At 39.1% G+C, this 21,582-nt stretch carries 21 protein-coding genes, 1 pseudogene and 1 riboswitch; of the genes and pseudogenes, 21 read left to right on the top strand and 1 reads right to left on the bottom strand.

The window, feature by feature from the left end; translation table 11 throughout:
* Positions 1 to 39 precede the first annotated feature (39 nt).
* The 16 genes from D0S48_RS09190 (at position 40) to D0S48_RS09115 (ending at position 11,997) form a co-directional block, all read left to right on the top strand.
* Positions 40 to 522 (top strand): DUF2975 domain-containing protein, encoded by a 483-nt coding sequence (locus D0S48_RS09190; protein WP_144539769.1) that lies wholly within the window; start codon positions 40 to 42, stop codon positions 520 to 522.
* Positions 523 to 531: 9 nt separating this feature from the next.
* The gene (locus D0S48_RS09185; RefSeq protein WP_144539767.1) at positions 532 to 753 is read left to right on the top strand and encodes a helix-turn-helix domain-containing protein; all 222 of its coding nucleotides are present in this window, start codon (positions 532 to 534) and stop codon (positions 751 to 753) included.
* 152 nt (positions 754 to 905) lie between these two features.
* A complete protein-coding gene (locus D0S48_RS09180) occupies positions 906 to 1,535 on the top strand; it encodes an immunity protein Imm33 domain-containing protein (protein ID WP_151111411.1) in 630 nt (209 codons plus the stop codon).
* 30 nt (positions 1,536 to 1,565) lie between these two features.
* Entirely contained in the window at positions 1,566 to 2,246 is a 681-nt protein-coding gene (locus D0S48_RS09175) for a DUF1963 domain-containing protein (protein ID WP_151111409.1), read from the top strand.
* A gap of 156 nt (positions 2,247 to 2,402) precedes the next feature.
* A riboswitch (cobalamin riboswitch) is annotated at positions 2,403 to 2,545 on the top strand.
* 116 nt (positions 2,546 to 2,661) lie between these two features.
* Positions 2,662 to 3,615 carry an ABC transporter substrate-binding protein gene (locus D0S48_RS09170; RefSeq protein ID WP_151111406.1) on the top strand — a complete coding sequence of 318 codons (954 nt, stop codon included), beginning with the start codon at positions 2,662 to 2,664 and terminating at the stop codon, positions 3,613 to 3,615.
* 4 nt (positions 3,616 to 3,619) lie between these two features.
* A complete protein-coding gene (locus tag D0S48_RS09165) occupies positions 3,620 to 4,603 on the top strand; it encodes a FecCD family ABC transporter permease (protein WP_186318228.1) in 984 nt (327 codons plus the stop codon).
* A gap of 1 nt (position 4,604) precedes the next feature.
* On the top strand, positions 4,605 to 6,074 hold the full coding sequence (locus tag D0S48_RS09160) for an adenosylcobinamide amidohydrolase (protein WP_151111404.1): 1,470 nt from the start codon (positions 4,605 to 4,607) through the stop codon (positions 6,072 to 6,074).
* Position 6,075: 1 nt separating this feature from the next.
* Positions 6,076 to 7,032, top strand: coding sequence for an adenosylcobinamide-phosphate synthase CbiB (gene cbiB / locus D0S48_RS09155; protein WP_151111402.1), 957 nt, complete (start codon positions 6,076 to 6,078; stop codon positions 7,030 to 7,032).
* Positions 7,019 to 8,095 (top strand): pyridoxal phosphate-dependent aminotransferase, encoded by a 1,077-nt coding sequence (locus D0S48_RS09150; RefSeq protein WP_151111400.1) that lies wholly within the window; start codon positions 7,019 to 7,021, stop codon positions 8,093 to 8,095. Before cbiB ends, D0S48_RS09150 begins: the two co-directional genes overlap by 14 nt.
* Positions 8,068 to 8,598, top strand: a complete 531-nt coding sequence (locus D0S48_RS09145; protein WP_151111398.1) for a bifunctional adenosylcobinamide kinase/adenosylcobinamide-phosphate guanylyltransferase — start codon at positions 8,068 to 8,070, stop codon at positions 8,596 to 8,598. The genes D0S48_RS09150 and D0S48_RS09145 overlap by 28 nt, the downstream gene beginning before the upstream one ends.
* A gap of 9 nt (positions 8,599 to 8,607) precedes the next feature.
* Positions 8,608 to 9,357, top strand: a complete 750-nt coding sequence (cobS, locus tag D0S48_RS09140) for an adenosylcobinamide-GDP ribazoletransferase (RefSeq protein WP_151111396.1) — start codon at positions 8,608 to 8,610, stop codon at positions 9,355 to 9,357.
* The gene (locus tag D0S48_RS09135; protein WP_151111394.1) at positions 9,327 to 9,926 is read left to right on the top strand and encodes a histidine phosphatase family protein; all 600 of its coding nucleotides are present in this window, start codon (positions 9,327 to 9,329) and stop codon (positions 9,924 to 9,926) included. Before cobS ends, D0S48_RS09135 begins: the two co-directional genes overlap by 31 nt.
* Positions 9,878 to 10,258, top strand: a complete 381-nt coding sequence (locus tag D0S48_RS09130; RefSeq protein ID WP_151111392.1) for a bifunctional adenosylcobinamide kinase/adenosylcobinamide-phosphate guanylyltransferase — start codon at positions 9,878 to 9,880, stop codon at positions 10,256 to 10,258. The genes D0S48_RS09135 and D0S48_RS09130 overlap by 49 nt, the downstream gene beginning before the upstream one ends.
* A gap of 5 nt (positions 10,259 to 10,263) precedes the next feature.
* Positions 10,264 to 10,854, top strand: a complete 591-nt coding sequence (locus tag D0S48_RS09125) for a cob(I)yrinic acid a,c-diamide adenosyltransferase (RefSeq protein WP_144539743.1) — start codon at positions 10,264 to 10,266, stop codon at positions 10,852 to 10,854.
* A gap of 5 nt (positions 10,855 to 10,859) precedes the next feature.
* Positions 10,860 to 11,342, top strand: coding sequence for an ECF transporter S component (locus D0S48_RS09120; protein ID WP_186318215.1), 483 nt, complete (start codon positions 10,860 to 10,862; stop codon positions 11,340 to 11,342).
* Positions 11,335 to 11,997, top strand: coding sequence for a hypothetical protein (locus tag D0S48_RS09115; RefSeq protein WP_151111390.1), 663 nt, complete (start codon positions 11,335 to 11,337; stop codon positions 11,995 to 11,997). The genes D0S48_RS09120 and D0S48_RS09115 overlap by 8 nt, the downstream gene beginning before the upstream one ends.
* Before the next feature lie 174 nt (positions 11,998 to 12,171).
* Here D0S48_RS09115 and D0S48_RS09110 read toward each other — a convergent pair.
* Positions 12,172 to 12,546 (bottom strand): annotated as a pseudogene (locus D0S48_RS09110) (enoyl-CoA hydratase).
* 508 nt (positions 12,547 to 13,054) lie between these two features.
* On the opposite strand from D0S48_RS09110, the gene D0S48_RS09105 reads away from it, so the two are divergent.
* From D0S48_RS09105 to D0S48_RS09085, 5 genes are all read left to right on the top strand, one after another.
* Positions 13,055 to 15,109: a bifunctional diguanylate cyclase/phosphodiesterase gene (locus D0S48_RS09105; RefSeq protein ID WP_191963902.1), complete on the top strand. Its 2,055-nt coding sequence runs from the start codon at positions 13,055 to 13,057 to the stop codon at positions 15,107 to 15,109.
* Positions 15,110 to 15,912: 803 nt separating this feature from the next.
* Positions 15,913 to 18,066 carry a (Fe-S)-binding protein gene (locus D0S48_RS09100; protein ID WP_151111386.1) on the top strand — a complete coding sequence of 718 codons (2,154 nt, stop codon included), beginning with the start codon at positions 15,913 to 15,915 and terminating at the stop codon, positions 18,064 to 18,066.
* Between the two features lie 160 nt (positions 18,067 to 18,226).
* Positions 18,227 to 19,435, top strand: coding sequence for an acetyl-CoA C-acetyltransferase (locus D0S48_RS09095; protein ID WP_151111384.1), 1,209 nt, complete (start codon positions 18,227 to 18,229; stop codon positions 19,433 to 19,435).
* A complete protein-coding gene (locus D0S48_RS09090) occupies positions 19,432 to 20,283 on the top strand; it encodes a 3-hydroxybutyryl-CoA dehydrogenase (RefSeq protein WP_144539732.1) in 852 nt (283 codons plus the stop codon). Before D0S48_RS09095 ends, D0S48_RS09090 begins: the two co-directional genes overlap by 4 nt.
* A gap of 20 nt (positions 20,284 to 20,303) precedes the next feature.
* The gene (locus D0S48_RS09085) at positions 20,304 to 21,440 is read left to right on the top strand and encodes an acyl-CoA dehydrogenase (protein WP_151111382.1); all 1,137 of its coding nucleotides are present in this window, start codon (positions 20,304 to 20,306) and stop codon (positions 21,438 to 21,440) included.
* Positions 21,441 to 21,582: the final 142 nt, after the last annotated feature.

The raw sequence follows: 21,582 nt of genomic DNA, 5'->3' as shown, positions 1-21,582 counted from the left end.
ATATAATTATATTGAATTATATTTAAGTGAGGTGCTTTTATGAAAAAAGGAACAACATTATTTTTAAAGATGGCGGTTATTGTTATGGGAATTCCCGTTCTGGCTTTGTGTATATTTTTGGTGCCTGAAATAGCAAATTTTGCAGAAGAATTATATCCTGACATTCCATATCTCAAATATCTCGTTTTTATCGATTTGTATGCAACGGCTATACCTTTTTACTTTGCTTTGTACCAAGCTTTTAAACTTTTAAATTATATTGATATGGGCAATGCTTTCTCGGAATTATCTGTAAGAGCGTTAAAGAATATTAAATACTGTGCACTTGCAATTAGCTCTTTATATGTATTAGGCATGCCACTATTTTTTCTTGTGGCAGAGAAGGATGATGCTCCAGGAGTTATAGTAATCGGGCTTATCATGATTTTTGCCTCTATGGTAATTGTCGTTTTTTCAGCCGTTCTCCAAAAACTTTTACAAGAAGCTATTCATATAAAATCTGAAAACGATTTAACGGTCTGAGGTGAAAATATGGCGATTATTATTAATATCGATGTGATGTTGGCTAAAAGAAAAATGAGCGTAACAGAACTTTCAGAGAGGGTTGGAATAACAATGGCTAACCTTTCTATATTAAAAAATGGTAAAGCTAAAGCAATTAGGCTTTCTACATTAGAATCAATTTGTAAGGCTTTAGAATGCCAGCCTGGGGATCTTTTAGAATACAAAAGAGATGAAGAAGCTCACGAATGAGTAAAGTTCCCTTAATAAGCAGGAATTATTTTTGAAAACGCGAAGTAATAAATTAGGAACTAACTCATTGGAGGGCTTTAATCAATGGATTAATGCCCTCTTTTTTATATTCAAGTTAGAATAGGCTTATAACGATGCAAGGAGGAAGCAAAGTGCCATGGTATTTAGATAGTGCCTATAAAAGAAATAAGGATGCACCCTATACTTTTTATATTCCTAGCAAAGAAGTGATAGGTAATTTAAATATAGGAGATATGGTCAAACTAATCTTTGAAATCGAGACAAGAACAGACGGGTATGCGGGAGAAAAAATGTGGGTTGAAATTACTCACAGGGATATGGAGAACTTTAAGGGAATTCTTACGAATGATCCATTTAATCTAAGTGAGTTAAAAAGAGGACAAGAAGTATCATTTCGGACAGAACATATTTGTGACACGGAGTATAATGATCCATATTCATCCAAATGGGATTACTATTTTGACACAAAAATAATTGTGAGCAAAGATGTTTTGGAGAGAGATGAATTTAATTTTATGTTAAGAGACGAGCCAAGGGATGAGCAAGACTCTGGTTGGTCTGTATTAAGTGGTTATGAAGATGATGAATTTTTAAATAATCATGAAAATCTGCAATATATATCTATAGGGGTAATTTTAAATATTGATGACTCTATTTTAACTTTTATTGAAGATTTACCCCTCTGTGCATATGAGAGAAATGACAATGGCGCATTCTACAAAATAAATGATTATGATTGGGAGTCCTACTTAAGTGAATAAGCTTGGACATAGATTTAGGAGGTAATTGCGTTGAATATTACTCAATTAAAACAATCACTATTTAAACGAGCTACGATTTTTGAAACAGGAGGATCTCGGCCGACGGAAGAATTGGGAGAGAGCTGGATAGGAAATGTTATGTGGGGTAGCGGAGAAAATAAATCTCCTCAGTTTGAACCAATATGTACTATATTTCTAAAGAATTTACCTTATGTACCGAAGGAGCTAAAAAACATTCAGTTAATCTCTGTTTATATGGATTTTAATGTATATAATCATTTAATTGAAGAAAATTTAGCTTCTTTTTTTAAGATAAATTGTTTTACTAATATTAATGAAATACAAAAGATAAATGAACAATCTTCAAGAATGAAGTCTTTTCCATTAAAACCAATATTAGTTGAGAACGATACCCCAGCATGGGATTCAGAAGATATAGAACCAGAAATTCAAGATGAAATTTTACGTCTTGAATTGGAGAGTGATATAGAGTATTACGACGATATCGTCGAAAATATTTATCCCATGCACAAGGTTGGTGGATATCCATCCTATACACAGAGCGGAGTCTCATATGGTGAAGATTATCCGTTTGTCTTTCAGATAAGCTCTGATGCCAAGGCGCAATTCAATATAGTAGATAGTGGCAGTTTTTATTTTTTCTACAATCAAGATAAACAAGATTGGATTGTGTACTGCGATTTTTATTAATAGTCCAGTGATTACTCATAGATTACAAGGTTAAGGAATTAATGTTTCGCTAAACTCGGAAAATTGCTTGATATTAATTTATTTCTCGAATTTCTCTTCTAGTCTCCATCTCGACAACATTTAATTATAAGGTATAATAAATGCAAAGCAGCAATGGAATATTTTTTGCGTAAAGGTGCTCTAGTTACGGATTGCTAGAGTTAAAAGGGAAGCTGGTTAAAGTCCAGCGCGGTCCCGCCACTGTTAGTGATGCATATGCATCATAAGCCAGAAAACCTGCCCTTACGTGCATACCCATTACCTACGCGGATAGGTCTGGTGTAGGTCAGCTATCGGTATTTTGTGGCAGATTTATACCTATCTATCTCTCATCCTAGGATGGGAGATTTTTTATTGATTTTAGGAGGAATGAAGGATGAAAAAGTTTTGGTTAATTATAGGAATGACCTTGCTTGTGTTAGTTGGATGTAATGAGCAAGAGACACTTCCATCAGAAAAAGAAGATAGTTCAGAAATTGGAAATTCAGAAACTGCATTTCCGCTTACATTGACGGATGCTGTAGGCCAAGAAATCACATTAGAGGAAGTTCCGAAGACCATTATTTCCATGATTCCAAGTAATACGGAAATTCTATTTGCATTAGGGCTTGATGAGGAAATTGTCGGCGTTAATGATTACGAGAGTTATCCAGAGGAAGCCTTAGAAAAAGAAAAAATTGGTGGCATGGAGTATAACATTGAAAAAATTATCTCTTTGAATCCAGATATTGTCTTCGCTCATGAGTCCGTAGTAGGAATGGCTGACGCTGGGTTACAACAGCTACGAGATTCTGGTGTAAAGGTTTATGTAGTACAGGATGCAAAGGATTTTAACTTAACCTATACATCCATCGAGCAGATTGGTCGTGCAACAGGCAAGAATGAGGAAGCACAGGCCATTATAAAGGATATGAAGGCAAAGGTTGACGAAATTCAAGAAAAAGTTTCAAAAGTAGAAACAAAGAAAACAGTTTTTGTAGAAACCTCAGATGTGCCTGAGATCTATACTCCTGGTAATAATACATTTATGCAAGAAATTCTAACGATGGTCAACGCAGAAAATATCATGGCTGACCAAGAGGGCTGGTTCCAAGTCAGCCCAGAAGAAATTGTAAGTCGTAATCCTGATGTTATGTTAATCACGTATGATTACGTGGATGGCATTGTTGAAAAGGTCAAGCAACGTGATGGTTTCGATACAGTGACAGCTATTAAAAATAATGCAGTAGTACAAGTGGATGAGGATACCACAAGTCGCCAAGGTCCACGTTTAGTAGAAGGTTTAGAGGAAGTGGCGAAGGCTATCTATCCGGAGGCATTTAGTGAGTAAATCAATGATCGGTTACATCCTGTCACTGGCTACGTTGGCTGTAGCCATTTGGCTAGGTGTATCGGTCGGATCTGTAAAGGTGCCGATCAGTACTTTATGGGATACAGGAACAGATGCGATTGCAACTAATATAGTATGGAAGATTCGCATGCCGCGGGTTATACTCGCAGGATTAGTCGGAGCATCCCTGGCAATAGCGGGAGCGGCCTTTCAAAGCCTGCTTAAAAACCCACTAGCCGACCCTTATACACTGGGAGTGTCGTCCGGAGCATCTGTTGGTGCAGTGGCTACACTCTTTTTTGGAATTTCGGTACCTTTCTTAGGAATGTTCACCTTGCCTGTTTTCAGTATGGTAGGGGCATTAGTTACAATGCTCATCGTTATTTCCTTCGCAAGGCTAGTAGATCGCGCGATGAAAATGGAAACGATTATTTTAACAGGTATTATATTTAGCTCATTTCTTGGCTCAGTCATTTCCTTAATGATTGCTCTGACAGGTGAAGAGCTACGGCAAATTATTGGTTGGCTGTTAGGCAGTGTATCTATGAGGGGCTGGAGCTATGTTCAGATGGCATTGCCATTCATGGTAATCGGTTCCCTATTACTATGGTTAAATCGTAGGGAGCTAAATGCCATGCTCTTTGGAGAAGAACGAGCACAGCATCTAGGTGTGGATGTAAAGAAGCGTAAAATGATGATATTAATTGGTGGGTCAATGCTTACAGGCACAGCCGTATCAGTGTCTGGAACCATTGGTTTTGTTGGATTGGTAGTGCCACATATGACTAGACTTTTATTTGGCTCCGATAACCGGCACGTGCTTCCTTTGAGCTTTATAAATGGAGCTTCTTTATTGATCATTTGTGATCTTGTATCCCGTACGATTATTTCTCCAACAGAGCTTCCAATAGGGGTAATTACTGCGTTTATAGGGGCACCTGTTTTTGCTTTTATCTTCTTTAGACAACGTAAAAAAGGAGGCGCTTAACTTGCTAGAAGTAAAAAATATTTCTGGTGGCTACGATCAAAAGCTAGTAGTGGAGGATGTTTCCTTTCAAGTATCAAAAGGAGAAATGCTAGGAATATTAGGACCAAATGGGAGTGGAAAATCTACTCTCCTTAAACTAATGAGTGGCATACTCACACCATCATCTGGAGAGGTACTAATCGAAGGTAAGCTGTTAAAGTCCTTTGCCTCGAAGGAGCTAGCGAAAAAGTTGGCTGTGCTTCCACAGCTGCACAATCAGGCTTTCTCACATACCGTTCGAGAAACAGTTGCACTTGGTCGTTATCCTCATCAATCAGGGTGGTTTTCTACATGGTCTTCAGAAGATGAATTCGCTATAAAGGAAGCAATGAGACTGACTGCCGTCGATAAGTACGATAAGCATTTACTAGAGCTTTTGTCTGGTGGAGAGCAACAGAGAGTATTTGTAGCCCAGGCATTAGCTCAGCAGGCTCCCATACTGTTGTTAGATGAACCGACGAATCACTTGGATATCGCTCATCAAAAGCAGCTGTTAGATACAATCAAAACACAAGCAATTGAGAATGACATTACAATTATTAGTATTTTTCATGATATTAACCTTGCATCGCTATACTGTGACAGACTTTTACTAATGGACCAGGGGCGCATTAAAGTAATCGGGGAGCCCCAAGAGGTAGTGAAAAAAAGTTTAGTGGAAAATGTTTATGAGGCTAGGGTTAGTACTAGTCCCCATCCAGAGCGACCTAAACCGCAAATAACTATTTTACCAGACGTAAATGAAAAACAAGACAATCAACTAATTACTTCATTCAACTTTAAAGTAACTGGTGACTACGTCCTTTTTCAGGCAGAAAATCAATTAAAAACTTGGTCTTCTGCAGTCATTAACGCGGGAAGTGGCTGGTATAGAAATTTCGTGAATAGAAGAGTAGATGCACAGTATCACTGTGATAATGTGCAGGAGGAAATGTTAAATTATCTTGCTGCTCGAGGTTTATCGGAGGCGGATACTGTAGGCATGATGACTGCAGTCAGGACTACAGACGCTGTGATAAAAGAGTATGTAACACCTTTAGGGAGTCTTGTGGTAATGGTTACCGCGGGAGTTGGAAATGCAGTCGATGTTTCGCGAGCTCACGAAGTAGAAATGTTCCCCGCCATAGGTACCATCAATACATGGGTTATTATTAATGGAGAGCTTGCGGAGGAGGCTTTTATCCAGTCTGTCATCACTGCTACGGAAGCTAAAACGAAGGCAATGGCACATGAACAAGTCATGGATCCTCGGACGGGTACTCTTGCCACTGGTACATCGACAGATAGTGTATTAATAGCTGCGACACAAAAAGGGACCTATATAGAGTATGCAGGTCCTATAACTGAGATTGGTAAAAAGATTGGGCAAGGAGTCTTTGAATGTACCGTTGAAGCTATTCAGATATACAAAAAGGCAAAGGGATGGGTGTAAGATGGCATCTCATATGTTAGCGGTAACAATTGGTCTTCTGCTAGATCGATTAATTGGAGATCCACCAAATTGGCCACATCCAGTTCGGTGGATTGGAACGCTTATCTCAAAATTAACTAAGCTATTAAACAAAGGAAGTTATAGGAAAGTAAAGGGATTACTTTTAGTCCTAATAATAGTAGGGTTATCATTCAGTATTGCTCTAGTATTAGTGTTCACTGCGTACTCAGTTCATATTGTCCTTGGAATTGCTGTGGAGAGTATTTTGATAGCCTCTGGGCTAGCTCAAAAAAGCTTGAAGGTTGCAGCGATGGAGGTCCACAAGCCTTTGATAGAGGGAGATTTAGACACTGCTCGTTTAAAGCTTTCCTGGATTGTTGGAAGAGACACTGAAGGTCTAGGAGAGGGGGAAATAACAAGAGGGGTGGTAGAAACAGTCTCCGAGAATATAAGTGATGGAGTAACCGCCCCATTGTTTTTTGCCTTTTTATTTGGGGCTCCTGGGTTATGGGCTTATAAAGCAATTAATACATTAGATTCTATGGTAGGCTATAAAAACGAAATATTTAAAGATTTTGGCTATGTTGCTGCCAAGCTAGACGACATTGCAAACTATATTCCAAGTCGTTTAACTGGGTTGGCAATTATGCTTGGTGGAAGGAAAGAAACTAGTCTTCCCTTTAAGCATCGAATGACTCGCTGGTTGATAGATGCAAAGAAACATCCAAGCCCCAATAGCGGCTATTTAGAAGCTGCCACTGCTTATCAGCTAGGTATACAGCTTGGCGGAAGAAATACATATAAAGGGATAGTTTCTAATCGTGCATTAATGGGAAGCAAAGAGGTCTCACTAAGTGCCAGACATATATTAGGAGCCATTTCACATTTACACACAGCTGTCCTTCTTTTTTGGTTTGGGATGACAGTGATAGGAGGTTTAATACTTGTTGTTACCTAGTCACGGAGCAAATGCTCAACAATTATATCAGCGCTTGAACATGTCTATGCCTGAGACAGTGATAGATTATAGTGAAAATGTGAACCCTCTAGGTCCTCCAGATTTTGTTAAGGAGCAGTGGGTATCATATAGAGACCTAATAACTAAGTATCCTCATCCGCAGGGCGAGCCCTTCCTGACTGCAGCTGCAAATTATCACGGTGTAAGCTCTGAACAAATACTTATTGGAAATGGTGCAGCAGAAATTTTTGCAACCATAGCTATCCGGTATCAGCACAAAAAAGCATTGATTATCCATCCAACGTTCTCTGAATATGAGGCTACGCTAGCACCATATCAAACATCCATTAAGGAGATTATAGCTATCGGTAAGCTTCCGATAGAGGAGGTTCTTAGTGAGCTTGAGAAGGCTGATGTAATTTATATATGCCGACCGAATAATCCTACTGGCTACCTGATTCCATTAGAAGAGATTATACAGATAGCGAATCATGCTAAAATGTATAACTGTGATTTGGTTTTGGATGAGGCTTTTTTAGATTTTATAGACGAAAAGGAATCCTTTATCCCATATTTAAACAACCTTAATAATGTAATTGTCGTCCGTTCGATGACTAAAATGTATGCAATTCCTGGACTGCGGTTAGGCTATGCAATTGCTAATAAGGAAATTATAAATAGTCTTCGCTCAATGCTGCCTCACTGGAATAGCAATGCATTAGCGACTACAATTGGAGCCCAGTGCTTCATGGAGACAAAGTATAGACAGAGAACAGTTGACTTCGCAATAAAGGTACGAGAGGATTTTCAACAATTTTTAGGTGAACTAGATTGTAGAGTTCTACCATCTAATACAAATTTTCTATGCTTCCAGCTACCTAATCCATTGCAGTCGAAGATATTCTTTGAACATTTACTAGCTCGAGGCTATGTGCTCCGCCATACCGAAAACTTTAAGGGTCTAGACGGTGATTGGTTTCGAGTGGGTTTGAAGAAAGAAGAACAAATGGAGCAATTAAAGAAGGAGATGACCTCATGGTTCGAGGAAAACTCGTCTTCATAACAGGTGGAGTGCGGAGCGGAAAAAGCAGCTTTGCGGAGCAATATCTGATGAATGAGCAGGCACTACGTAACGTCTACGTTGCTTCCGGTGTAGCAACAGACAAAGAAATGGAGCAAAGAATTGAGTATCACCAAAGAGACCGAGCTAGTTATCCGGTGGAATGGGTTACAATCGAGCAATCGAGACATTTTGAGCAACTAACGGCAGTTATAAAGCAGGGTGACGGAATTCTTTGGGACTGTGTCACGACTTGGTTAGCGAACGAACTGTATGTGAGTAATATGGAACAGGTCGAGAAGCGGCTATTTGAAACAATTGACCGTTTGCTAGAAAAGGTTAAGGTGATGGTGATTGTTTCAAATGAAGTACTAGATGAGCATCTTTCTATCTATGAAAGCGTGATTCGATATCAGCAATGGATTGGTCGGATTCACCAAAGGTTAGTTATAAATGCTGATGAAGCATATGAAATGGAATATGGGTTAGGTCATCAATGGAAATGAGGTGGAGTAATGAATAGCTTGCTACTAGCATTTCAATTTTTTACCGTAGTCCCAATTCAAAAAAGTCTTCCGATGGAAAAGAGACATATAACGGGAATGTATAGTTTCTTTCCTTGGATAGGAGCAGTCATTGGATCAATTGCTTGTTTGCCCCTCTACTTTGATTGGAGCTCGTTAATGACCGCATTTGCTGTTGTAAGTCTAGGAATCCTGTTGTCAGGTGGACTCCATATGGATGGGTTCATCGATACTTCAGATGCTTACTTTTCCTATAGAGAACAAGCAAAGCGAATGGAAATTTTAGACGACCCTCGGGTTGGGGCTTTCGGTGTAATGGCGACTGTTTTATTGATTGTAGGCAAAATAATCATTATATCTGAGGTATTGTCTGCTGAAAGCTTTCACTTCCTATTTATTATCATTATTCCTTTTTTATCAAGAGTGGTTCTTGTGATTCTATTTGGAATTACGGAAAATGCTAAAGAGAGCGGCCTTGCCCATTTTTTTAAACAAAAGCTACACGTTCAAACAATTATACCTCTGACAACGAGTTTTTTGTTTATAGCCATTTGTCTGATTGGGCTAATGACATATTGGTTGATTGCGATGACTCTTTTAAGTGTGTTAATTCTATTCATTTGCATATATCGCAGTTGGTCATTAAAAAATTTCGGGGGAATCACAGGTGATTTACTCGGAGCCAGCTTAGAGCTTACGGAGGTCATACTATGGATAACGCTTTTACTGTTACTCTCGTAAGGCATTTTCCGACACAGGGAAATGTCCACAAAAAATATATTGGCTGGACAGACGAACCCATTATGTCTGGTCTTAAGGCAGTTAATAGGTTAGGGGAAGCTAAGCAAGTGCTTGGCAGCGATTTACTTCGATGCCGACAGACCGCTGATATGCTATTTGATGATATTTCTTATATAGGAAGTGCAAAGCTTAGAGAATGTTCCTTTGGTATTTGGGAGAAAAAGACGTACAAGGAATTAAAGGACAATGAAAAGTACCAGACCTGGCTAGAGGATTTTTATCGTAATGCACCTCCTGAAGGGGAATCGCTACAGCAACTAGAATCTCGGGTGATAGAAGGATTTTATGAAGGAATTTCTCAATCTAATCCTGTAATCATTATTACACACGGTGGGCCAATTCGAGCTTTGCTGAGTAAATTTGTTAATAGCTCCAAAAGCTTTTGGGAATGGGAAGTGCCACACGGAAGCGCTTATACATTGCATTGGAAGGATAAACAAGAAGTAATGGAGGGAAAACATTGCATATCATTTTCGGTGGAGCATTTAATGGAAAAAGAGCTTTTGTAGAGAAACAGCTAGCAGGTCAAAATGTTCAATGGATAAATGTAGAAGAGGGGATCCCAACAATTTTGCCTAATATAGAAGTGTTGGCAGTAACAGGATTTGAAAATATTCAAGAAGATCAGTTAAATAAGTGGTTTTCCCAGTTGAAGCAATGGGACGATGAAAAAGAGATTTATGTTGTTGCTACTGAAATAGGAAGAGGCATTGTTCCGATGGAAGCCAGTATGCGAAAGCTAAGGGATGATGTAGGGAGATTCTATCAGCAGCTTTTTGCAGTCGCAGAAAGTGTCACACGTATTTGGTATGGTATACCACAAACTATAAAAGGGAGATGATCATATTGAAAATTTATACAAAAACAGGTGACAAGGGGCAAACAGGTTTAATAGGTGGCAGAACAGATAAAGACGATATTCGTGTAGAGGCGTATGGAACGATAGACGAGTTAAACTCCTTCATCGGAAAAGCGGTGACAGAGCTAGATTCAGTTAAATTCAAGGACATTTTAGAGGATTTGGAAACGATTCAGCATGAGCTATTTGACTGTGGAGGAGATTTAGCAAATGTATCCAATCGTCGTATTTATAAAATGACTGACGAGGCAATAGAGGCAATGGAAAAACGAATTGATGTACTTGTAGAGGAAGGACCAGTATTAGAGAGATTCATCCTTCCAGGAGGAACTCCTGCTGCAGCAACACTCCATATTGCTCGCACCATCACTCGTCGTGCGGAACGATTAACAGTCACTTTGTCTAAGACAGAAGTGGATGTGCCTTCTGTTGTTCAACGCTACTTAAATCGTCTATCTGACTATTTATTTGCAGCAGCACGAGTAGCAAATGTTCGAGAAAATGTAAGTGATGTGGAATACGTAAGAAGTGCAAAAGTGTTTAAAAACGTAGGTAGTGAGAAAAAAGAAGGGGAATAATTTAGATGAAACTTCGATTATTAACACTTGCTGCAATGTTTGCAGCTCTATCAGCTATAGGGGCTTTAATAAAAATTCCTGTAGGAATTGGGAGTGCGGCACTAGACACAGTGCCTGCACTTATTTCATCTCTATTCTTACCTCCCGTATACGCTGGTGCTGCCTCTCTAGTAGGTCATCTTGCCTCTTCCTTGTCAGCAGGTTTCCCATTCGGGCCACTACATATCATCATAGCTCTAGAGATGTTTATTATCCTATTTGTCTTTACAAAACTCCATCAAAAGGGATATCACTTTTGGAAATGGGTTTTCTTTATCGTTGCAAATAGTGTACTGGCCACTTTACCATTCTATTGGATTATTTCACCTGCATTCTTCATTGGCGCATTACCAGGCATCACATTGGCGACCATATTAAATGCTTCCATAGCCATGATCGTTTCACCTGTTGTTGAAAAAGTGATGGAACGAGTAAAGACACATGCGTAACGCAATTTTATTGCCTAATGGGCTGGTGCTTACAACTGATAACTCGGCAGCAATAGGAGAAAAGGAAAAAGATGTAGTGCATATAGCGGATGAAGTAGTTGCTTACTTTGCAGCTAGAGTAACCATTTTGGAGCAATGGGCAGCTAAAGCATTTCCACAAACGATTATCGTACATAACTTTTCTGGAAACGAAAGCTGGAGCAAATATATAAAAGGGATTAAACAATTATTTGATGAGATTGCTGAGGAATGCCCCATAATAACGGGGAGCAGCGAAACGAATATGGAAACTTTGCAATCTGCCATGGCCCTATCCATGATTGGTGAAAAACAACTAGAAAAATTTCATGATTTTCAGTGGTATGCCTACGGAAAACCATGTGTTGGAGAAGAAGTAATAAAAGAAATACAAGCTATCGCAGACTTAAAGAAAATCTGGGAAGCAATGAAGTCAGGAATGGTTCATGCAGTTTGGCCAGTTGGCTCTACAGGTATCGCAGGAGAATGTAACCGGTTAGGAATCGAGGGCTATCTAGATGGATGGAATTTAAATATTTCAGCTGGTCCAGCAACGACTGTTCTTTTAGGTATTAGTCCGACGAGAGAACAGGAAGCTAAATTACATTTTGGAAAACACTTTCAAGCCATTAAATAGAAGACTTGCAATCTATTGAAAAACAAATTCCGTTTTCATGAATAAAATTTCTTTTGCAGTCTATTTCATAATTGAAATGGACTGCTTCTTTTTTATTTGATGTCTCAGTTACTAAAGACATCAAATAAAAAAGCTTAAATTCTCGTTTTGAAAAGAGAAATTAAGCTATAAATATTATAGTATCACTCCTGAAAAATTGCCTCTAAGCACTAGAATGTCATTTTGATTGTAGCATATAAAGGATGCAACAATGGACGTTCTATTTTCCTGCTTTTCGAATTTTTCAATAATTACCTCACAAATTATTGTGTCGCCAGTATATACAGGTTTTAAAAACTCAAAATTCATGTTCCGAGCTAGCACATTGTTATCACCACCTACTTATGTTGGTAATGTAGCAGTCATTAACCCTTGAACCACTACTCTTCCTTGTTCATCTGGTTTCATATGATGAATCCCCTCATCACCTGAAACCTTTGTAAATAATTCCACATCTTCTAATGTAAAAGTTCTTTCAAATCTAATTATTTCTCCAACTCTTAATGACATATTATCCTCTTTTAAAAAGAATTTTTCCTTATTAATTAATTCCAATATAAACCAATTTAAATTCTACCGTTATAGCTATTAAAAATATAATTCTTAACTATTATTTTACTTCACCGACTATCTAAACTACGAAATTCAAACAATGATGTAATTGAGACCCGTCCGATACGACTTCTTCGCTAGTAATCGGATTTTTCTCTTTTTCCTCATGTGTAATAAAAATGCTAAATTTAATTGTTTAAAAAGGGGGAAAAAACATTCTAATGCTAAACACCGCGAAAAAAATATAGGGGAGCGTTGAAAAAAGTTAATCTATAAGACTCTCTGCCGATAAAAGGAGGGTGATTAGGTACACTTTTTGTTCTAGTTTTAGTGCCAAGCATTTCAAAGTTAATGGAGAAAAACAATGGTGGCTAAGGAACTGCCTCCTCGCTTTTCCTCATTTGCATGTCGGGGCAGACATAGGCGCTTGCGCTTTTCTATTAAGAAGTATAAAGGAGATAAACTAATGTTTCGTAATTATGTGGAAGGTGATATGGTCGTCATCCAAGGTGACTATGCAGCTTCTATTGTGATATTATCCGTTTTAATCGCTGTGATTGCTTCTTATTCCGCTTTGGCGATGAATGGAAGAGCTCAAAGGAATGGTTTCTTTCATCGATATATTTGGTTGTTATTTGCATCAATTGCAATGGGATTTGGAATTTGGTCTATGCATTTTGTCGGAATGAGTGCATTTTCCTTGCCAGTCCATATGAAATACAATGTACCGCTAACGGTTTTATCTATAGTACCAGCTATGATAGCTTCCTTTTTAGCGTTTTATCTTTCGAGCCTTTCTAAAAGAGGATTTTGGATTTACGTCTTAGCTGGAATCTCAATGGGTACAGGGATTTCCACCATGCACTATATGGGAATGTATGCAATGGAAATGGACATCTTTTATACTTATGATCGTTTACTGTTTGCAGTTTCTATAGGGATCGCAGTAGCAGTCTCAATGATAGCAGTCTATATATTTTCAAGTCTGCAGCTCTATATGAAAAATCGTTGGATTCAATTGTGTACTGCAGTGATTATGGGATTGGCTGTTTCTAGCATGCACTATACAGGGATGTCAGCTATCACTTTTTATATGCCAAAGGATTTCCCAATACATACACTTGCACACGAGATGGAGAATATTGGTGGATTAGTTATTATAGTCACTGTTGGGATGGCATTTTTGCTCGGTATGCTTTTTTTATCGGGGCAAATTGACCGTTATGTGGAATACCGCACGAATTTTTTTGATTCCTATACGAAGCTGCCAAACCGACGTTCATTTGAACAGGATCTCCAGAAACATCTGTTTCCAGAGTATTTGAGCATCTGGCATTTGAATGGCTTGGAGGAGCTAAATAAAGAATATAGCTATCAATTTGTAGATGAAGTTATCAAGCGATTAGCAGAAAAGTTTAAATCGCTGGCTCCAGCTTCATCTGAACTATATAGAATGGAGGAGAACCGCTTTGCTTTTTTGATGAAGGACGTTAAAGACAATTCGCAATTAAAAGAAGCAATGCAGAGAATTGCCGATTATTTGCAAAAGCCTCTTTTGATTGATGGTGAAAAGATTTATCTTTCTTCAGTTTGTGCCGTTGCAGAGGCCAACAATAAAACGGAGGCAGCTGCTTTATACGCTAACGCTTTAGCAGTTATCGACCATTCCTCTACAAATTTCGTAAACGAGGTAATTTTCTATGATCCATCAATTCACACCCGCACTTTTGAACGGGAGTTAGTAGATGATATTAGTCGTGCCATTAAAGATGGTGAATTATTTTTAGTCTATCAGCCGAAGGTTTCTCTCAAGGGGAGTCAGGTAGAAGGTCTTGAAACTTTGCTCAGATGGAACCACCCAACACATGGGCTTCTATCTCCTGCAGTATTTATCCCTATACTTGAAATGCATAATCGAATGGTGGGAGTTACGGACTGGATCATTGAGCAAGTCTGTAGGCAGATTGCAAACTGGAGGGAGAATGGCATTTCTTTTGAGCAAATCTCTATTAATATTCCTGGAGAATATGTAACATCACCGAAGCTTCTCCATGTGTTGAAAGACAATATGCAGCATTATAAGGTGTCAGCCTCCCAGTTAGAGTTAGAAATAACCGAAACAAGCTTTGTCAGAAATATAGACAAAGCAATACAAGCGGTCATAGCTTTTCGAAAGGAAGGGCTATCAGTAGCCTTAGATGATTTTGGTACAGGAGTTTCATCCTTGTCCTATTTAAAAAAGATGCCTATTTCTACATTAAAAATAGACAAATCCTTTATAGATGAAATTCCAGCATCTGAAAAGGACTCTTCCATCATGGAAGCAATGATTGGGCTTGGTCAATCCCTAAAATTGACCATTGTATTTGAAGGAGTAGAAACGAAGGAACAAATAGAGTTCTTAAAAAATGCCTGCAGCATGCCAGTCGTGCAGGGATATTATTTTTCTAAGCCACAAACGAGCGAGGAAATAGTTTTGTGGAATCAAGTTCATTTAGCGACAACTAAAGCATTAGCCTAGAAAGCATCGATTCCTACTCGATGCTTTTTCCAAATGAAAAAAATAGTGACTAAGCAATGTCTCAAATCCTATAACTAGAATGCCTTCTAATTGATCAGAATTGAATTAATTTAAATTATACAAAGGATAATTTTCATTCATACATGAATATTGGAACAAAAGTTGATTGCAGCGGCAGTCGGCGACTCCATTGGGAGGAGGGAGAAAGATAAGCCATCACAAACGATACGCAAGCGACGGTGATGGCTAATCGCTCCGCCACGGAAAGCGTCCGACTAAAGCGCAAATCAACCATACTTAGTCCAAGGTTTCACTTTTTAGGAAGTGTATTTGTTGAATTATCTCTTAAATGGAATTAGTTAAACAAAAATAGTTTTTATTCAAACACAACCATTTATCCAAAAGTTGATTGCAGCGGCAGTCGGCGACTCCAGTGGGAGGAGGGAGAAAGATAAGCCATCACAAACGACGCGCAAGCGACGGTGATGGCTAATCGCTCCCCCCACGGAAAGCGTCCGACTAAAGCGAAAATCCATCATACTTTTCCCCAAGCCTTTCTAGAATTTATACATGGGTAAATACCTCAGAGAGGATCTACCTAACCTTTTCTTATTCCAGCCTAACCTTTAACTAATAAACCAATTAATCTAATCCTTATATTAAAATATTTTTCATTTTAGCAATTATTCTTTAATTTGCTATTGACTGAATGCTCATTCAGTTTTAATATTGTATTAATTCATATAATTCTATTATAATGTTATTCTATTATTAATTAGGCACATCTTAGAGGGGGAAAAGGGATGAATCCGTTGTTAATCGCAAACTGGGTGTTATTCATCGGAGTAGTACTGTATGCGGCCTATCTATTTGTATATCTACTACGAACAAGGTATGCATACATTAAATTGGGGAAAAAAGTTGAGTTTGAAGACAATGTGAAGGAAAGACTTAGAAAAATTTGGGTGTATGTTTTTGGGCAAAAGAAGCTACTGAAAGACAAGAAAAGTGGAGCAATCCATGTCATGTTCTTCTATGGCTTCATCCTTGTACAATTTGGAGCAATCGATTTTATATGGAAGGGACTAGCACCAGATTCGCATTTACCGCTAGGACCACTATATCCAGCATTTACATTCTTCCAGGAGATTGTAACACTAACAATCTTAGTTGCAGTAATTTGGGCGTTCTATCGTCGTTATGTTGAAAAGCTAGTCCGTTTAAAACGTGGATGGAAAAATGGTTTAGTACTTATTTTCATCGGTGGACTAATGGTTTCAGTATTAATCGGTAATGGTATGGGAATGATTTGGCACGGTCATGAGGCAACATGGAGTGAGCCTGTAGCATCTGCTATTGCAACCGTTTTCCAAGCAATTCCGGAGGCTGCGGCAATCACTGTGTTCTTTGTAATGTGGTGGGTACATTTATTGTTCCTATTAACGTTCTTAGTTTATATTCCACAATCTAAGCATTTCCACTTAATCACTGGTCCTGCTAACGTTTACTTCCATCGTTTAGACAAAGTAGGCAGACTCCGTCCGATTAACTTTGAAGAGGAAGAGGACGAAGAAGCGGATGAGGAAGAAATGCCAGTCTTTGGTGTTGGACGTGTTCAAGACTTTACACAAGCGCAAATGATTGATTTCTATGCATGTGTAGAATGTGGTCGTTGTACGAATATGTGTCCGGCAACAGGAACAGGTAAAATGCTATCTCCAATGGATTTAATTGTTAAGCTACGTGATCATTTAACATTTACTGGAGCTGTAGAAACAAAACAAAAGCCATGGGTTCCAGCTCTTGCGTTCAAAGGTACAAAAGGAAACCAGTTGGCAATGGCAGCTGGCGCAGAAGGTGCTGTAATTGAAGATATTTATAGCCCATCATTAATCGGGGATGTAATTACTGAGGAAGAAATTTGGGCTTGTACGACTTGCCGTAACTGTGAAGATCAATGCCCAGTTATGAACGAGCATGTAGATAAAATAATAGACCTTCGTCGTTATTTAGTAATGACAGAAGGTAAAGTAAACCCGGATGCACAACGTGCGATGACAAACATTGAACGTCAGGGTAATCCATGGGGTCTTAACCGTAAAGAAAAAGAAAATTGGAGAGATGCTCGTCCAGATCTTCACATTCCAACAGTAAAAGAAGTATCCAAAGCTGGGGAAGAGTTTGAATATCTATTCTGGGTTGGATCTATGGGATCATTTGACAACCGCTCTCAAAAAATTGCTTTATCATTCGCTCACTTGATGAACGAGGCAGGAGTGAAGTTCGCGATTCTTGGTAATAAAGAAAAGAACTCGGGAGACACACCGCGCCGACTAGGGAACGAATTTATGTTCCAAGAGCTTGCGGCAGCGAATATTAAAGAATTTGAAAAGGCAGAGGTAACGAAAATAGTCACAATCGATCCTCATGCATATAATATTTTCAAAAATGAATACGGTGATTTTGGCTGGAGTGGAGAAGTTCTACACCATACTGAGTTGCTTTACGATTTAGTAATGTCTGGTCGCTTAAAACCAAAATATGAAGTAAATGAAACAATCACCTTCCATGACTCTTGTTATTTGGGACGTTATAACGATGTGTACGATGCACCTCGTGAAATTCTGAAATCTATCCCTGGTGTGAAGCTAGTGGAAATGGCACGTAACCGTGAAAGCGGAATGTGCTGTGGAGCTGGTGGAGGTTTAATGTGGATGGAGGAGCATGTGGGTAACCGCGTAAACGTTGCTCGTACAGAACAAGCGTTAGATGTAAACCCAACAGTTATCTCTTCGGGATGTCCTTATTGCTTGACGATGCTATCAGATGGTACAAAGGCTAAGGAAGTAGAAGACACAGTTGGAACATATGATATTGCAGAGCTTCTAGAAAAATCAATCTTTGGTGAGTCAATGACCGAAATAGAAGAAGTAAACGAAGAACAAAATGTTCAATAATAATTGCCAACCTCAATTACTTTAAGTAAACTAAAAGTAATTGAGGCAGGGAGTGGAAACACTCCCTTTTCTTAACAATATAAGTCGAGCGAGCGTTCAGTCAGTAATTTTTATTTTTTATAGATGTTGAAAGCGCATACAAATCAAAGGGGTGGCTGTATTGACGAAAACAGTAATTTTGGATGGAGCACGAACAGCTTTTGGAAAGTTTGGAGGAGCGCTAAGCACTTTAAATGCTTCTGATTTAGGTGGAGTCGTTATAAAAGAAGCACTTGCAAAAGCAGGCGTGAGCCCAGAGCAAGTGGATGAAGTAATCATGGGAACAGTTTTACAGGCTGGTCAAGGACAAATTCCTTCCCGACAGGCAGCCAACAAGGCAGGAATCCCATGGGCAGTTCAAACAGAAACGATTAACAAGGTTTGTGCCTCTGGAATGCGTAGTGTAACACTGGCAGATCAAATCATTCGTTTAGGGGACGAAGAAGTGATCGTTGCTGGGGGAATGGAATCTATGTCTAACGCTCCTTACTATTTACCAAAGGGCAGATTTGGATTAAGAATGGGTGATGGGCAAATGGTAGATGGGATGATTTATGACGGTCTATCCTGTTCATTTCATCCAAAGCGCGTCCATATGGGGACTTACGGAAATTCTACTGCAGAAGCATTTGAATTATCTCGTGAAAAGCAAGATGAGTGGTCTTTTAGAAGCCATAGCTTAGCCTTGAAAGCAATTGAAGAAGGTTTATTTGCGGAAGAAATCGTACCTGTTGAAATTCCACAGAGAAAAGGTGAACCAATAGTCGTAGACCAAGACGAGGCACCTCGGGCAGATACCTCTGTTGAATCACTTGCCAAACTAAAACCAGCGTTTGGTAAGGATGGGTCTATCACGGCAGGTAACGCACCTGGGGTAAATGATGGAGCTTGTGCACTTGTTTTAACAAATGAGGATAAAGCAAAAGAGCTTGGAAAAGAGCCGTTAGCATATGTAGTTGGACACACTGCAATTGCAATTGAACCGGAAAACTTTCCACAAACGCCTGGTATTGTTATTAATAGTCTACTAGAGAAGACTGGAAAAACAATTGAAGAGATTGATTTATTTGAGATAAATGAAGCTTTTGCTGCAGTCGCTTTAGTAAGCAGTCAAATTGCAGGGCTTGATGAGAGCAAGGTTAATGTCAATGGTGGAGCAGTAGCCTTAGGACACCCGATTGGAGCGTCAGGAACTCGTATCATTTTGACGTTAGCATACGAGTTGAAACGCAGAGGCGGAGGAATTGGAATTGCAGCCATTTGTTCTGGCGGCGGCCAAGGAGATGCCATCATGATTGAAGTTCCAAAAACAGGAGGGAATCTAGCATGAACATTCAAAAGGTAATGGTAATCGGAGCAGGACAAATGGGGTCTGGAATAGCGCAGGTCTGTGCACAGGCAGGATATGAAGTGAAGCTTAATGATCGTGAAGAGAAATTCTTTGATCGTGGACTTCAAACAATTACAAAGAACCTCTCTCGAAATGTGGAAAAGGGAAGAATGACAGAGGACGAAAAACAAGTCATTTTAAATAAAATCACGAAATCACTTTCCCTAGAGGATGCAAATGACGTAGACATAGTTATTGAAGCAGCAGTCGAAAATATGGAAATCAAGCAATCTATTTTTAAACAGCTAGATGAGATAACACCAGCACATACAATTTTAGCGACAAACACTTCCTCTCTGCCGATTACAGAAATTGCAGCAGCAACAAATCGTCCAGAGCAAGTAATTGGAATGCATTTTATGAATCCAGTTCCAGTAATGAAGCTAGTAGAAATTATTCGAGGCCTTGCAACTAATGATGATATTTATATGGCCATTGAAGAAATGACGAAAAAGCTAAATAAGGTTCCTGTAGAGGTAAATGACTTCCCAGGTTTTGTTGCTAATCGTGTATTGATGCCAATGATTAACGAGGCAATTTATACGTTATATGAAGGCGTAGCAACGAAGGAGGCAATTGATGACGTGATGAAGATGGGGATGAATCATCCGATGGGTCCTCTTCAGCTAGCTGACTTTATTGGTCTAGACACTTGCCTGTACATTATGGAAGTTCTTCACGACGGCTTTGGAGACAGCAAGTATCGACCATGCCCGTTATTACGTAAATATGTGAAGGCTGGATGGTTAGGTAAGAAAACTGGTAGAGGCTTCTACATATACGAATAACAAACAAAGGGGATTAATCGATGGATTTACATTTCACAGAAGAACAACTAATGATGCGCAACATGGTCCGTGATTTTGCAAAAACCGAAATTGAGCCATTTATAGAACGTATGGAGCAAGGGGAGTTCCCGCGCGAGATTATTAAAAAAATGGGAGAGCTTGGATTGATGGGAATCACAATCCCAGAAAAATATGGTGGCTCGGAGATGGATTTTACTAGTTACGTCATCGCCATCAATGAATTATCAAAGGTGAGCGCAGTTGTAGGGGTTATCCTTTCTGTCCACACGTCAGTAGGCACAAATCCAATTCTTTATTTTGGAAATGAGGAGCAAAAACAAAAATATATTCCAAAGCTTGCTGCCGGAGAATATTTAGGTGCATTTTGTTTAACAGAACCATCTGCTGGCTCAGATGCAGGAGCTCTTAAAACGAAGGCAGTCAAAAAAGGTGATGAATATGTGATTAATGGCTCAAAGGTATTCATCACGAATGGCGGAGAGGCAGACGTTTATATCGTATTCGCTTCCACAGATGCTACACAAGGTTCCCGAGGAATCTCTGCATTTATCGTGGAGAAAGATACACCTGGTTTTATCATCGGAAAAGATGAGAAAAAAATGGGCTTACATGGCTCAAGAACGGTTCAAATCACCTTTGAAGATATGAGAATCCCAGTTGAAAACCTACTAGGGGAAGAGGGAGAAGGCTTCAAAATAGCTATGGCCAACTTAAACACTGGCCGTATTGGTATTGCTACCCAAGCACTAGGTATTGCAGAAGCTGCCTTTGAAGCAGCAGTGGGCTACGCTAAGGAGCGTGTTCAATTCGGCAAGCCAATTGCAGCCAACCAAGGAGTAGGCTTCAAACTAGCCGACATGGGGACAGCAGTAGAAGCGTCTAGATTACTAGTTTATCGTGCTGCAAGTATGCGAGATAAGGGACTCCCTTGTGGAAAAGAGGCCTCTATGGCCAAACTATTCGCCTCCAAAACAGCAGTAGATGTAGCAATCGAAGCGGTTCAAGTATTCGGAGGCTACGGCTACACGGAGGATTATCCAGTAGAGCGTTACTTCCGTGATGCAAAGATTACCGAAATATATGAGGGCACAAGTGAAATTCAGCGAATCGTAATTAGCAAGCACTTGATGAATTGATAAATAGATAGTTGCTATAAATTAGGGTTTGCACATCACAAAAAACAAATTGTCACCAAACCCAAACTGAAAATCTTAAATAGTAATTGGAATACACAAAACCTAAACTAACCTATGAATCACAAAAACTAAATCAAATCAA

Origin of the sequence: Psychrobacillus sp. AK 1817, from assembly GCF_008807035.1 — a bacterium.
GTDB classification, from domain to species: domain Bacteria; phylum Bacillota; class Bacilli; order Bacillales_A; family Planococcaceae; genus Psychrobacillus; species Psychrobacillus faecigallinarum.
This window is presented reverse-complemented; position numbering and strand designations above follow the sequence as displayed.